General features: G+C 55.6%; 13 protein-coding genes. All 13 read left to right on the forward strand.

The features are described from left to right. Positions 1-31 precede the first annotated feature (31 nt). The 13 genes from LIO98_RS07635 (at position 32) to LIO98_RS07695 (ending at position 13,495) form a co-directional block, all read left to right on the forward strand. Positions 32-1,867, forward strand: coding sequence for an O-antigen ligase family protein (locus tag LIO98_RS07635; RefSeq protein WP_291955028.1), 1,836 nt, complete (start codon positions 32-34; stop codon positions 1,865-1,867). 1 nt (position 1,868) lies between these two features. Further along, a complete protein-coding gene (locus LIO98_RS07640) occupies positions 1,869-2,537 on the forward strand; it encodes a type II secretion system protein (RefSeq protein ID WP_291955030.1) in 669 nt (222 codons plus the stop codon). Beyond that, positions 2,521-3,432: a type II secretion system protein GspK gene (locus LIO98_RS07645; RefSeq protein ID WP_291955032.1), complete on the forward strand. Its 912-nt coding sequence runs from the start codon at positions 2,521-2,523 to the stop codon at positions 3,430-3,432. The genes LIO98_RS07640 and LIO98_RS07645 overlap by 17 nt, the downstream gene beginning before the upstream one ends. A gap of 55 nt (positions 3,433-3,487) precedes the next feature. After that, complete coding sequence (gspL, locus tag LIO98_RS07650; protein WP_291955035.1) at positions 3,488-4,681, forward strand: type II secretion system protein GspL; 1,194 nt, start codon at positions 3,488-3,490, stop codon at positions 4,679-4,681. 2 nt (positions 4,682-4,683) lie between these two features. Then, entirely contained in the window at positions 4,684-4,953 is a 270-nt protein-coding gene (locus LIO98_RS07655) for a hypothetical protein (protein WP_291955037.1), read from the forward strand. Between the two features lie 2 nt (positions 4,954-4,955). Further along, positions 4,956-5,426 carry a type II secretion system protein GspM gene (gspM, locus tag LIO98_RS07660; protein ID WP_291955041.1) on the forward strand — a complete coding sequence of 157 codons (471 nt, stop codon included), beginning with the start codon at positions 4,956-4,958 and terminating at the stop codon, positions 5,424-5,426. Next, positions 5,423-6,016, forward strand: coding sequence for a type II secretion system protein GspN (gspN, locus tag LIO98_RS07665; protein WP_291955044.1), 594 nt, complete (start codon positions 5,423-5,425; stop codon positions 6,014-6,016). Before gspM ends, gspN begins: the two co-directional genes overlap by 4 nt. After that, positions 6,013-7,002: a type II secretion system protein GspC gene (gspC, locus tag LIO98_RS07670; RefSeq protein ID WP_291955047.1), complete on the forward strand. Its 990-nt coding sequence runs from the start codon at positions 6,013-6,015 to the stop codon at positions 7,000-7,002. The genes gspN and gspC overlap by 4 nt, the downstream gene beginning before the upstream one ends. An 11-nt stretch (positions 7,003-7,013) precedes the next feature. After that, positions 7,014-7,475, forward strand: a complete 462-nt coding sequence (locus tag LIO98_RS07675) for a prepilin-type N-terminal cleavage/methylation domain-containing protein (RefSeq protein ID WP_291955050.1) — start codon at positions 7,014-7,016, stop codon at positions 7,473-7,475. A 59-nt stretch (positions 7,476-7,534) separates the two neighbouring features. Then, a complete protein-coding gene (gspD, locus tag LIO98_RS07680; RefSeq protein ID WP_291955052.1) occupies positions 7,535-9,574 on the forward strand; it encodes a type II secretion system secretin GspD in 2,040 nt (679 codons plus the stop codon). Between the two features lie 7 nt (positions 9,575-9,581). Beyond that, positions 9,582-11,078, forward strand: coding sequence for a GspE/PulE family protein (locus tag LIO98_RS07685; protein ID WP_291955055.1), 1,497 nt, complete (start codon positions 9,582-9,584; stop codon positions 11,076-11,078). Between the two features lie 3 nt (positions 11,079-11,081). After that, complete coding sequence (locus LIO98_RS07690; protein ID WP_291955059.1) at positions 11,082-12,251, forward strand: type II secretion system F family protein; 1,170 nt, start codon at positions 11,082-11,084, stop codon at positions 12,249-12,251. 188 nt (positions 12,252-12,439) lie between these two features. Next, positions 12,440-13,495: a polysialyltransferase family glycosyltransferase gene (locus tag LIO98_RS07695; RefSeq protein ID WP_291955062.1), complete on the forward strand. Its 1,056-nt coding sequence runs from the start codon at positions 12,440-12,442 to the stop codon at positions 13,493-13,495. Positions 13,496-13,701 lie beyond the last annotated feature (206 nt).

Consider the following 13,701-nt stretch of genomic DNA (forward strand, 5'->3'; position numbering starts at 1 on the left):
TGTGCGGCGCGGCGAAAAAAGGTGATTCCTGGTGAAAACATCGAATAAGAAGAGAACTACAGAGAGTAAATCCTCGTGGGGACTGCTTGACGGCGGCCCAGTACCGCTGGTGCCGCGGTGGATATTTTATCCGCTGATTTTCGTCTCACTCGCTCTGCCGAACCTGATATTCTCGGGTATTAACTGGTTCGATACGCTTCACATAATGAAATGGGCCTGGGCGATGGTGCCTGTCGCTCTGATATCGCTGATTGGCGGTTCTATCCTCGCCCTCTACGGCGCGGAGCGTACCGGCTTCCGCCTTGATATCTTCGGCGGCGTATGGTTTTCGCTGCTGGCCTTTGTCTCGCTGCAGCCGCTGTGGGCCGATATCTTTGCCCTTTCCACCTATATGAAGGAATGGTTCTTCTTTGCGACGCTGCTTGCCGCCTATATTTTCTGTTATAACCTCTTCACCGGAGAAAAGGCGCTGCGCTGTCTGCTCTGGTGCGCGAATCTCAACGCGGCGGTAAACATCGTCTTCGCCGAACTGCTGATCAGAGATATGAACGGTCCCTTCTGGTTCATCATGAACGTGCCGGGGAACTATATCGGCAATACGGGACAGCAGGAGATGTTCGGCCTCTGGATGGCGATGGCCGCGATGAACGGCATCTTCCTCCATATGGTGTATTCGCAGTTCTCCGAGGCCGAGCCGAAAAAATACCGGAATATGAAGTACGCCAACCTTGTCATGCTGGCCTTTAATTCGTGGGGGCTCTGGAATTCGACGACGCGCGCGGGGATGCTCTCCCTGATGACGGGGACAATAATCCTCTCGGTCATAATCTGGAATTGCAAGCCGCGGAAGCTGCTGAAAAATGTCGGCTTTGCCTCGCTGCTGGTCGCTGTGATGCTTGTCGTCAACATCTGTATGGGCTACTTCGGCTGGAGCCGCGCCTACGCGCTGATAAACAAAACCTCCGACATGCTTTTGAACACCGCCAATTTCGGCGCGCGCCGCGAGATATGGCTCACGAGCTGGAATGTGGTCAAAGAACATCCTATCGCTGGCGTAGGACTCGGACATTATAAGTGGCATTACCTCGATGGGCAGCGCGATGCCTTCAAAGACTACCCGGAGATGAAGTGGCAGTTCACCTACTGGGCCCACAACGAATATCTGCAGTGGATGGCGGAGTTCGGCCTCTTCGGGACTCTGATTCTGCTGGGGGCGGCTCTCTGGTGGATATGGAGTTTTATCCGCGCGCTGACGCGGAAAAAGGATCTCTCCTATGCAGCGATGTGGGGCTGTGCCTTTGTCTATCTGATCTGGTTCGACGCTATATTCAGCCGTCCGTTCCACCGGATAGAGAATGTCATTTGGCTGTCACTGGCCTTTGCGGTAGCCAACCGGCAGCTGCTGCCGCTTTCGGCGAAATTCAGTGAGATCAGCCATGGTTTCATCTACCGGCTGCTAGGATTTTTTATGGCGGCGGTCGCCGTGATGGGGATGCTCTTTCTCTATTCGGGCTGCCGCGCCGATAAGTATCTGCGCGCGGCTTCGCTGACGAACAGCGCTTCACTGCAGCGCTACCGCATAGACGAGGCGCGCCATAGCCTGATGGGCAGGGACGAGGCGAACGAACAGCTGGCCTATCATCTGCTTGCCGTGGCAAACGTCACGAAGAAGCCGGAGGATCTTGCCGCCGGTATCGAGCAGCTATATCGGAGCTTCAAGACCAGACCGCAGGCAAAGCAGCTGCTTGAGCTGATAAACTTAGCGCAGCGCACGGGAAACCAGGCGCTTCTCTCAGAGCTGGTGCGGTATCTGCACCCCTCGGAATACCGAGTTGTCTCGGGCGACGTGGGGCCGCTCTCAAAATAGAATGAGGCGCGGCGTCAGTCCTGGATTTACCCTCATCGAAATAATGCTTGTAGTGGGGCTGGTCGGCATTATCGCCGCCGCCGCCCTCGCCCCGCTTGTCTTTACGATCCGTTCGCTGGAAGATGCGCAACGGCGGTGGGGGAGCTCTCACAACACCGCCGCCGCGGTGGATAAAATATATTCCGATATCCGCCGCGTCATTCCCAATCCCTCCTTTTCAACCTTTAAGATCATCCATAAGAGCGGTTTTTCGACCGAGGCCGACGACCGCCTCGTGATGTGGAGCGCCGCCCCCAAGTACGAGGGCAAAAATGTCGGCGTCGTGGTCTATAAGATCGTGACGAAAGGCATCCTTAACAACGCAAAACCCGGACTCTACCGCTGGGTGCTGGCCAATGTCCCCTCGGAGGCCACCGTATCGGGAGACATCTCCGGACGCTCCCCCTCGGAGCCGGATACGCCGATGGATGTCAACACCGACGAGCTTGATCCTAAAGGGGCGAAGCTTGTCCTTGCCGACGCGATCGGCGTGAAGTTTTATGTCTGGCAGGGGAACAAATGGGCCCAGGAATATGACGGAAAGCTCCCGAATCTTCTGAAGACCGAGATCATCACTAAAGAGGGCAGTTATTCACACACGGAGAGGTTTCCCAATGCGGCGGAGAAGTAACGGCTTTATCCTCGTCTCCGTCTTGCTCTCCACTACGCTGCTTCTCACATCGGCGACGGCTTTCGCCTGGTTTGCGCGTACCGAGGCGCTGCGGGTGTCGACACGCGAGAATATACTCAAATGCCGCAACGCCGCCGAGATCGCGGTGGGGGTCATCGGACGGAAGATCGCCGCAGACGACAATAAATACGACGGTTTCACCGAGCCGCTATACGCGCCTGGGCAGCGAACGAAAATAGAGATCGGTGATTATGATATTTCCGTTCAAATCACGCCGTTAAATGATAAAATATCAGTGAATGGGCTCCTGCTTCCCGACGGAGTTACCCTCCGTTCGGAATATGAGACCGCGTGGAACGCGATCTGGGAGGAATTAGAGCACGCGGAGCTTGCGGCGCCGGTACTTGACTTTATTGATAAGGACAAAAACCAGAAGCTTGGCGGAGCGGAGCGCGACGGCAATATAAATCGGCTTGTCTCGGATCTTAACGAGTTTAAGGCGATGCCGGAGATCAACGACAAGGTGCTGTGGGGCGACAAGGAGCATCCGGGCGGTCTGGCGAGGTATCTTACCGTTCCCGGAGGGCAGAAGATAAATATAAACGTCGTCGCGCCCGAGGTGATTGAGAAGCTGGACGACGGCCTCTCTCTCGCACACGCGCAGGATATCGCGGCGCAGCGTCTCGTCTCGCCGCTCACGAGTATGGAAGATCTGAAGCGCCTTCCGGGATTTCCCGCGGCGTTGGCGACGAAACTGGCGAATGTCATCGGTTTTGAAAGCACGCATTTTCTGCTTGAAATAAATGTAAAAGACAAGGTCGGCAATACAAGGAATTATCGGGTGATAGTGGAACGCAGCGGTAAAAAATGCAAAATATTCAGCTGGGAAGAGTAGCTTTCCCCGCGTTTATAATGACGAAGCCGCGGCGTCGGCCGGAGAGGAAGGATCAGTGCTGATAAAGGGTCATAAGATAATGGAAAAAATTTCCTTTGCGGCTAAGCCGGCGAAGGCTCCAAATAAGGTAAAGTTTTACCACCTCTCCTGTGAGAGGGGGGAACTTTTGTTGGCTGGCGAGACCGAAGCCTACTTTATCCCTTTTCGTACGGCTGCGGTATTTCCATTCTCCTTTCCCTTTGGACGCAAGGTCAATTTAAGGAGCGCGATAGCCCTTACCTTTAGGCCGATCCTCGGCGAACAGGAGTCCCGGCTCTCACTGGTGCCGCAGGTCACCGAGCAGCGCGCGAACCTCACGCGCGGCGCGGCCTGGTTCGTCTCCAGGGAAGAGATATCGGAATATGAGGAGCGGCTGGGCAAAAAAAGTATCTTTCTTCCAGCGCCGGCGGCCTTTGCCGCCGAAATAGGCGGCGACGGCCTTATTGTTTGGCAGGAGGGTGAGGCCTCCTGCGCCGTATGGTTTAAGGACTATACGCCGCAGCTTTACAGATACGCCTCCGGCGGCGCGGAAGAACTCGCGCAGTGGATGCGCAGCTATGTATCCTCAACTGGAGGGGAGATACCGGCGGAGAACGTCCGCATATTTTTCGCGGAAGATGTCTCGCGCGAGGAGCTGCGGCGTGCCGCCGCGGCGACCTTTGCCGCCGCGCCCGGCCTTGCGCGCCTTGACCTATCCAACCGCGGAGCCTCGATGGCCGAACAGTATGAGGCCTTTTTCAATGCCGCTTTTCGGGCGATAAAGATCGCCTCGGCGGCGGGGCTGATGTTTTTGATTCTTTCGCTTTTCATACTTGTACAAAACAAATACACGGCGGAGTCCTTTGCCGCCGCTCCCTCCGAGGTATACAGGCTCGCAGTCGGAGAGGTGAGCCGCAGTCCCCTCGCAGATATAACCAAGAGGCAGCGCCTTCTGACGGGCGGCGGTGTCCAGCTCACACTGGAAGGTACGCTCGCTAACTTCGCCGCGGCCTGGAAGACGCTGCCGGCGGGGACGGATATCAAGGTCGACGCGATACGTTACGGACGCGAGCGCACGGAGATCGAGGGACAGGCGCCTAAGACCGATGATATTCAGCTGCTGCGCGACGCGCTTGCTAAGAACGGCTTCGCCGTCAAGCTCGGCGATGTTCAGCAGATACCGGGCGGAGGCATGCGTTTTACGCTGAATCTTGCCGAAGGAGGGCGCTGAAGATGTTCTCTCTTGAAGAGCTGGAAGGTACGCTCGCTAACTTCGCCGCGGCCTGGAAGACGCTGCCGGCGGGGACGGATATCAAGGTCGACGCGATACGTTACGGACGCGAGCGCACGGAGATCGAGGGACAGGCGCCTAAGACCGATGATATTCAGCTGCTGCGCGACGCGCTTGCTAAGAACGGCTTCGCCGTCAAGCTCGGCGATGTTCAGCAGATACCGGGCGGAGGCATGCGTTTTACGCTGAATCTTGCCGAAGGAGGGCGCTGAAGATGTTCTCTCTTGAAGAGCTGCGTGCGATGCCCGGGGCGAAACGTCTGCAAAGGGCGGCGCTGATTACGGTGATGATCTGGCTCGCCGCGCTGCTTGTCTTTTCCGCCGCGCTCTCCGCCATGAGTGAAAACGAAGACCGGCTCAGCGACGCGGAGAAGATCCTCAACGCTGCGATAACTGTAAAAGCTTACCCGCAGCAGGGCGCCGTATCCGGTAAAGAGCCGCTTTCGGCGGTATCGGAGATAATTGACAAACTGGGACTCCAGAGCAAGGTCAACCAGCTGTCGTCCTCGCCGTCGGGACTTGTGCTGCAGATCAATAGACTCTATCACGAGGAGCTGGGCAAGCTTGTTGAGGATATCCAGCGAAACGGCCTTTCGGTGAAGACAGCGGAGCTTCGTTCGCTGACGGGACAGAAAGACGGACAGCTGATCAACGTAACGCTGACGATAGTTGGTGAAGATCAATGAAAAAGACCTTACACGCCGCCGCGGCGGCCATAATTGGATTATTCTGCGGACTGCTGATCTTCTTCCCTTGGTCCACCCTCGCGGGGACCTCTGCCTCAATGGCCATGAGCACAGCGGCGGAAAATGGGATTTTTCTCACGGTCGCTTCCTCCGGCATATCGGGACTCTTTTCAAAGAGCTTTATATACAACGGCGTGAACGCCGATTTTCCGGTATTCAGGTTCAGCGCGGCAGAGGTCACCCTCACGCCATCGGTAACCTCCTCGCTTTTCTCGCAGACGAAGAGCTGCCGGCTTGAGATGGGGCGCGGCAGCGTGGTGCCCGTGACACGGCAGGCTCTTGAGTGGAACGGCGGTACGGCGGATATCTCGCTCACGCCGCAGTCTTTGATGGTAGAGAATATCGCCTTTACCGGCAAAACTTCCGTTACGGGCTTTGCCGAGCTTTCGCGCGAGACGGGGAAGCTGACGCGCGCGAAGATGCTGCTCAAGGTGCCCGCGGAGCTTGACCGGGCCCTTGAAATGGCCGGCAAGATGGGAATGGTTCCGCTGACAAAGGTCAAAAGCGGGGAATGGAGGATCGAGAGATGAACTTTATCGCCTCCATAAAAAACAAGATAACAGACCGTCTTAAATACGATGGCTCTTACGAACAGATAGTAAAATTTTACGGTGGTCTCCGCTCCTCATTTACCGGCGGAGAAAAGGCCGTGAAGAGAGACGGCTCGCGTATGCTGACGCCGGCGCTGTTTGTCTGCGGTCTATTCGCGGGGCTGTGCCTATGCTGGATGGTAAAGGGCGCGCTGCTCTCTCTGCGCCTTGACGCCGACATCGCCGCCGCCTCAAGGGTCAGCGGACGCGCGCCCTCCTTCGCGAACGCGAAGAGCGGAGGCGGGCTGGGAGACTTCACTGCCGCGAACCCCTTCAAAGCTGATTTGCCGGTAAAAGAGGATAAAGCGGCGACGCGCACGGTGGCGCTTGACTCCCTCTCGCTTCAGGGAACACTGCCGAACATCGGCGCCTGGATAAGCGATCCCGAGGGAACGCGGCTTTTCCTGAAGGGGCAGACTATAAACGGCTATACGCTGGAAAAGATAAAATACGGAGAGGTGGTACTTGCCGACGGTAAAGGTGAACATACGCTCTATCTCTTCCTCTCGGGAGGAACTGCACCCAGAGCGCAGACGCCTTCGCCTGCTTCGCCGAAAGCCCCGCCGGCAGCCTCGCCGAAGCTTGATTTTTCCGGCGTTGAACCGGCAGCGGAGGGAAAAGAGGGGGCCGTGCCGCGCGAGCTTGTCGACGCGCTGCTGATGAACCCATATGACGAACTTGGCAAGCTTAGGATGGTGCCGGCCGAGGACGGCTCCGGCATGCAGCTTGAGCGTATCGCGCCAGACAGCGTATTCGCCCGTGTCGGCGTCGCGCAGGGGGATGTCATACAGGCGGTCAACGGCGTCACCATTTCTAATATGGCGGATGCCGCGAACGCCGTGAACTCGCTGATGGCTGGGACGCGCTTCGATGTCACCGTACAACGCAAGGGAAAGCCCCTTGAGCTTAAGTACCAGGTGAAATAAGGATCTGTCCTGTGCGGGGAAGGAGAGGTTTTACCCTTATAGAGGTGATGGTCGCCGTCATGGTTCTCGCGCTGACGACGACGGCGGCGATAAAGCTTACGATAATGGCGCAAAATACCCTCTCCGCCGTAAAGGAGAAAGAGAGCCTCTTGAATGCCGCGCAGGCGGTAGAGGCGGGGATCTCGACGAAGGAGCTCTCCGACGCCGGGACGAGCGGGGACTTCAAATGGGAGACGAAGGACAAGGAAACGGAGATGTTTGGTGAGAAATTCGGGCGGCTCGACTTCGACAAGGCAGGCTCCGACGACAGCGGCGAAGCCCTAAAGGTGAAGTGGCGCGAGATCACCGTCGCCGATAAGAAAAATAAAAAGATAATACTGTACATCCCCTCGAAAGAGGATGCAGAGGAAGATGCGGCAGTGGCGGCGTCGACGGATATAAAGAGCGGAAGCAGCGGCGATAAACAACAGTAGACGGAACTCCCGTCTTTATCACAGGTCAGAACGCAGCAAGAAATTAGGAGTGGTAAATGATGCACGGTAAGAAAAGATTGCTTTATACATTATTCGCAGCGGCTGCCGTATCTCTCTCGGCCTGCACCCTGTCGGCGGCGGAGCCGGACCAGGAGGAGCTGAACCTGATCCAGGCGGCGCAGGAGATGCGCGCCGCGGGTCGCGTACAGCTGAACTTCAAAGATCTTGACATGGCGAAGTTCATACGCTTTATGTCGGAGCTTCTTGGGGAGAATATACTTGTGAATCCGGGGGTTTCCGGCAAGGTCTCGGTGGTCTCGCCGAAGGCCGTCACCCTCAAAGAGGCGCGGCAGGTGATGCTGTCAGTGCTCGAAATGAACAACCTCTCCCTGCAGGACATGGAGGGCTACTCCAAAGTTGTGCCTCTCTCCACCGGCGGGACCGCGAGCAACACCGTCATCAAGGGGGACCAAAGCGTTGACCCGAGCGACACAATAATGGTGCAGCTGGTGCCTCTGAGCTATGTGAAGGCCGGTTACGTCGTCTCGCCGCTCAAGACGGCGATCCCGCAGATACAGGTCTCCCCGATCGGCAACGGCAGCGCTGTTTTGCTGGTAGGCAAGGCCGCCCTGCTCTCCCGCGCCGCCGGGGTCATCCGCGCGATCGACGCCCCCGACAGCATCCGCACAATCAAGGTCTGCGCGCTTCAATACGCGAACGCGAAGCTGCTGGAGGCGCAGCTCAACGCGATCGCGAAGGACGCATCCTCAAAGCTGGCGGGGATGGTATCGGTCTCCGACGAGCGCACCAAGAGGATAATCCTCGTTGGCAGCAGCCAGAACATCCGCGAGGCGGAGCGCATCATCAAGGATATCGACATCCCCTCGCGCACCGAAAACTTCCACGTCTATCACCTGAAAAACGCCGACGCGAAGACGGTCGCCGAGCAGCTTTCCCAGATACTCGCTGTCGCCGCTAAGCTCTCGCCGGACCCCAAAGGGGCGATGCCCTCGACGGTCGTCCCGGACCTGCCGACCAACAGCCTTGTATTCACCGCCTCGCAGGAGCAGTACAACTCGCTTAAGACGATCCTCGAACAGCTTGACACGCAGCCGAAACAGGTACTGCTGCGCGGCCTCATCGCCGAGGTCAGCCTAAACAAGCTCAACAGCGCCGGTATCGACTGGGCGGCCTGGGGCGGCGACCTCTTCGGCAGTACGGTAGTAGCGGGTAACGTGCAGCTTGGCAACACCGCCGTTCCCTCCGACGTTCAGCAGCTCTACCAGAGCCTGATCACAAAGGAGGTCTGGCACGACACTCCTAACGGAGGATATTCGACCACGGAGACGGCCGGCGCCGGACTTGCCTATGCCTACATAAAGCTGCTCAACAAATTTGACGCGATCAACGTCCTCTCGATGCCGCGCCTCATGTGTACCGATAACCTTGAGAGCTCCCTCCAGGTTGGGCAGGTCATACCTCAGCTCAAGGGCAGCCTTACAAACGCGACCAACACCGACTCGGTGACGAACTCATACGAATACAAGGACGTCGGCCTCATCCTCACGGTGACGCCGCACATCAGAAGCGGCAACCTCGTCGCGCTGGAGATCGAACAACGCATCGAGGACCTGATGACGACGACGAACTCCGTCACGCCGATAACCTCCAAGCGTGAGGTCAAAACCAGCGTGCTCGTCGCGAACGGCGAAACGGTCGTCATAAGAGGCCTCATAAAAGAGGCGGAGAAGGAGCTGAAGAACCGTGTGCCGCTCTTCTCATACATCCCGCTGATCGGCAGTCTCTTCAAATCGCAGGAGAAGCAGCGCGAAAAGGTCGACCTGATGATCTTCCTCACGCCCTATATACTTGAGACGCCGCAGCACGCCTCGAAGATCACCAACGAGATCATCACTGACGGACAGAAGCTCAGCGAGGCTGAACGCATCCTGATGCAGCGCAACAACGAGGACTACCGCAAGTCGATCAAACAGCAGGGAGTCACGAGGGAGATGCTCGATCCGCACGGACAGTTCTCCGGAGTGGTTGGCTCCGACGACGTGAAGCCGCAGCAAAAGGCCCCGGACGGCGGCAAATAAGAAGAATATGACGGAACGTTCATTAAAAGATTTAAACATAACGCCGGAAAGCGTGCTTGAGCTCATCCCTCCTGGGGTGAGCCTTGACGCTCTGCGTGACAAGTGTTTCATCCCCATCGCGCGCGACGAAAAGGTCGTTATCTTCGCAGCGGCCGACCTCTCATGCGTAGTGGAGGCACAGCTGCTTGCGGCCTCAATGGACGCCAGCGCCGATACCAGACTATTCCCGCCCGCGGAGATACAGAACCTCATCCGCGGACTCTACGATATCAAAAGCGGCGTCGAACAGGATACGCTGAACGCCATCGAAGAGGTTGACGACCTCTCCGAACTCGCGCGCCAGGAGGTCATGAGCGACAGCGTGGACGCGCCGGTCGTCAAGCTCGTCAACGGCATCCTCATGGAGTCCCTGCGCGAACGCGCGACGGATATCCACATCGAACCCTACGAAGATCGCGTCGCCGTGCGCTACCGCGTCGACGGCGTCCTCTCCGACCGATATGCCCTCTCAAAAGGACATCAGTCGCCTGTGACGAGCCGTATTAAAGTCATGGCCAACATGGATATCGCCGAACGTTTCGTGCCGCAGGACGGCCGCATCGGCATCAGCCTTGGGGACCGCCTTGTCGATATACGCGTCAGCTCATTGCCGACACAGCATGGAGAGCGCCTGGTGCTCAGGCTCCTTGATAAGGCGCGCGGCCTGCTGACGCTTGAGGACCTCGGCATGAAGGCCTACGAACGGGAGCGTATAGAGAACCTCATCCGCCGCCCCAACGGTATGATCCTCTTCACCGGCCCCACCGGCTCCGGCAAGAGCACGAGCCTCTACGCCATCCTGCAGGCGCTCGCGCGGCCGCAGGTGAACATCATCACCGTCGAAGACCCGATAGAATATGATCTTCCGGGCGTGGGGCAGGTGCAGGTGAACGAAAAGGCGGGACTCACCTTTGCGAATACCCTGCGCTCCATACTGCGTCAGGACCCCGATATCATCATGATCGGAGAGATGCGCGACTTTGACACCGCGCACATCGGCATACAGGCCTCGCTCACGGGACACCTTGTCTTTTCGACGCTCCACACCAACGATTCCATCAGCGCCGTGACCCGCCTTACCGACATGGGAGTTGAACCATACCTCATCTCAGGTTCGCTGCTCGGCGTCGTCGCCCAGCGGCTTGTGCGCCGGGTCTGCCCACACTGTAAAAAAGAGATCCCGACCTCCGGCGTCGTGTTAAAAAACGGCATCGAAAAGGCCTGGCGCGGCGTGGGCTGCGAACACTGCAACGGCAGCGGTTATCGCGGACGCTTCGGCCTCTATGAGCAGTTCGATGTTACGCCGGAGATACAGGACGCCATCGCCCGCGGCGCGGCGCTGCACGAACTCAAGAGTCTCGCGCGCTACGGCGGCTTCGCGACCCTGTTGGAGCTTGGCCTGCAGGCAGTCCGCGAGGGAGAGACGACGCCCGAAGAGATGCTGCGCGTCGTCGGCGAGGTATAATCAATGCCGCTCTATAAGGCCGAAGTCTACACTCTGGCGGGGGAGAAAAAGCAGCTCCGCAAAGAGGCGGCGAGCGAGAACGATCTGCTTCGCGAACTTGGCGAGGCAAAATATGTGATCATCAGCGTGAAAGAGGAAAAGCCGCGTACCTGGTCCTTCGCGGGACGGTCGCGCAGGAAAAACCTGACGCTTGAGGAGCAGTACCTCTTCTGCACCACGCTATCTTCCTTTATGCGCAGCGGCCTCTCGATGACCGAGGTGCTGCGCCTGCTGCAAAAGCAGACGCGTGATAAAAACCTCAAGCCGATATACACGCAGCTGCGCGAATCGGTGGAGGGAGGGCGTTCGCTAGCCGGTTCGATGACCGCGCTCGGCGTCTTCCGCCCAAGCCTCGTCGGGATGGTGGAGTCGGGAGAAAGATCAGCCTCCCTCGCCGACATTCTCGAAAAGGCCGGTGAACTCATCCAGAACGAAATATCGCTGCGCCGAAAGATACAGTCCTCGCTGACCTATCCGGTGCTGATGCTTATCGTTGGCCTTGGCGTCGTCGTATTCCTTCTCAGCTTTGTCGTGCCGCGCCTCACCGCGCTTGTCGTGGAGTCCGGCGCGGAGCTGCCCTTCATAACCAAGATGCTGATATTCGTATCCAACGCCGTCCGCGTAGGGTTCCTCCCCTTTATCGCCGCCGTGGTGCTTGTCGTGTTCTGGATGCGCCGCAGCAACAAAAAAATCAACCTGCCGATGTTCAAAGATATCCGTGATAATCTGGCCTTCGCGCTGATCTTCAGCCAGAGCGGAACGCTGCTGCGCGCCGGAATGCCGTTGGTGCAGGCCCTCAAACTGACGGAGCCTCTCGACCCGGTCAAGGGACGCCTCTCCACCGTTTCCGAACACATCCGCCAGGGCTACCGTTTCTCCCAGGCGCTTGAGAAAGAGGGCTCATTCCCAGAGGAAATCGTGACGATAATCCGCGTCGGCGAAAGCGGCAGCAACCTCCCCGACGCCGCCGTGCGCCTGGGCGCCAGCTGCTGGGAATACGCCCAGTCCGCAATGCAGAAATGGGCTACCCTCGCCGAACCGCTGATCATCCTGGTGATGGGCGTGCTCGTAGGCTTCGTAGTGGTCGCCGTGCTGCTGCCGATATTCGATCTGTCGAGTTTGGCGGGGAGGTAGGGATGTAGTTTAATAGATAAGGATAAAATGTACTTTTATGTGATGACATATATATCTACTTTATATTCTATGATAGTGGCAGATATATTATCTTTTTACCGATAGCCCGCTAATCTATAAGTTGATATAATACACTTTATATTTGAATCTTATATGTTGACGCAACGAAGAATACGAAATGTGTGGTGATGAATATGTTAAATATTTATGTTCTATATACCAGTTATGATGTGCTTCTCTCAATGGCAATCGCCGCGTCGTATCCTAAAGATGATAATTTGATGCTGTTTGTCAGAATTCCCCATGCCTTAAAAAAAATTTACGGTATACTCTCAAATATTTTTCCTGAAAATAATGCACGATACTTTGCTTTCGAGGAAGAGAATATAGAGGACTCTAATATAAGAAATTTTTTCCAAAAAAAACGCAATATAAAATTATTAGAGAGAGAAATAAAACGTCAGGGGCCTGTTGACAGGATCTTTTATAACCAGGAATGGAATGTCTACACAACATATGCCGTGCACTTAGCGCAGGAATTGAACTCGTCTGTAACCTTTAATTTTCTTGATGATGGTATATATACTTATGTTGAGACTATAAAGAAGCTCAAAAACCCCATTGAACGGTGGGCAGACAGGCTTGTATACGGAGGTTGGCATATAAATCACGCGATTCCTGGAACTTTGCGCGAAAATTGTACGATGTGGGCCTTGTTTCCACAGTTGCTGCCAGGAATATATAATAATAAAGAGCATGTGCGTATTGATATGGAGCCTCTTTTTGGGCAGATTGATGAAATGGCTCTGATGAAAGAGACCCACACTTGTGAAGAGAGTAAAATAGAGGCGATTATTGCCACCGATTTTAATTCCAGCTGCACAAGCGACGAATATAGAAATATAATAACCTCGATTGTAATGCGCTGTTGTGATGAAAATTTTAAGACGGCGATTAAACGTCACCCAGCTGACGATAGTTGTTTTAATTTCACTCCGGATGGTTATGAAACTTTAGATCTATTGGATTGTGTCCCTATAGAGTTATACTATTTATATTTTCGCAAATCGTTGAAAAAGGTTGTCGGTGGACTTAGTACGGTCTTGCTGACTGCGCGTGCGATGTTGCCCGAAGCCGATATTGAGTCCGTTGTCTCCAGGAGCTATCTGGAATGTGACGAAAATTCTGATGAGATATTAAAGCTTTTCTCACAGGTTGGTGTTAAGATAACTTTGATTGAGTGACCTCTATTGTTTTGAAAAGCAGATGAAGGAAGCTAATAGGTTTAGGAATTTTTACATGGTATGAAAGCAGACAGAGTTATGTTATCTAATATTAGAGAGTCTATAATAAATATATATAAAAATGACACAAAGAGATTTTGCTTAGCTCAAATACTTTTTATCGCGTCAATTTCATTTGGTTGGTTTCTGCCCGATGGATATAGACG

Origin of the sequence: Cloacibacillus sp. (assembly GCF_020860125.1) — a bacterium.
Lineage (GTDB): Bacteria > Synergistota > Synergistia > Synergistales > Synergistaceae > Cloacibacillus.

Bases quoted from the DNA above. Each gene is read 5' to 3' on its own strand.
- LIO98_RS07640 (WP_291955030.1), top strand. From the start codon at position 1,869: ATGAGGCGCGGCGTCAGTCCTGGATTTACCCTCATCGAAATAATGCTT.
- gspN (WP_291955044.1), top strand. From the start codon at position 5,423: ATGAAAAAGACCTTACACGCCGCCGCGGCGGCCATAATTGGATTATTC.
- gspC (WP_291955047.1), top strand. From the start codon at position 6,013: ATGAACTTTATCGCCTCCATAAAAAACAAGATAACAGACCGTCTTAAA.
- gspD (WP_291955052.1), top strand. From the start codon at position 7,535: ATGCACGGTAAGAAAAGATTGCTTTATACATTATTCGCAGCGGCTGCC.
- LIO98_RS07655 (WP_291955037.1), top strand. From the start codon at position 4,684: ATGTTCTCTCTTGAAGAGCTGGAAGGTACGCTCGCTAACTTCGCCGCG.
- LIO98_RS07695 (WP_291955062.1), top strand. From the start codon at position 12,440: ATGAATATGTTAAATATTTATGTTCTATATACCAGTTATGATGTGCTT.
- gspM (WP_291955041.1), top strand. From the start codon at position 4,956: ATGTTCTCTCTTGAAGAGCTGCGTGCGATGCCCGGGGCGAAACGTCTG.
- LIO98_RS07685 (WP_291955055.1), top strand. From the start codon at position 9,582: ATGACGGAACGTTCATTAAAAGATTTAAACATAACGCCGGAAAGCGTG.
- LIO98_RS07645 (WP_291955032.1), top strand. From the start codon at position 2,521: ATGCGGCGGAGAAGTAACGGCTTTATCCTCGTCTCCGTCTTGCTCTCC.
- LIO98_RS07690 (WP_291955059.1), top strand. From the start codon at position 11,082: ATGCCGCTCTATAAGGCCGAAGTCTACACTCTGGCGGGGGAGAAAAAG.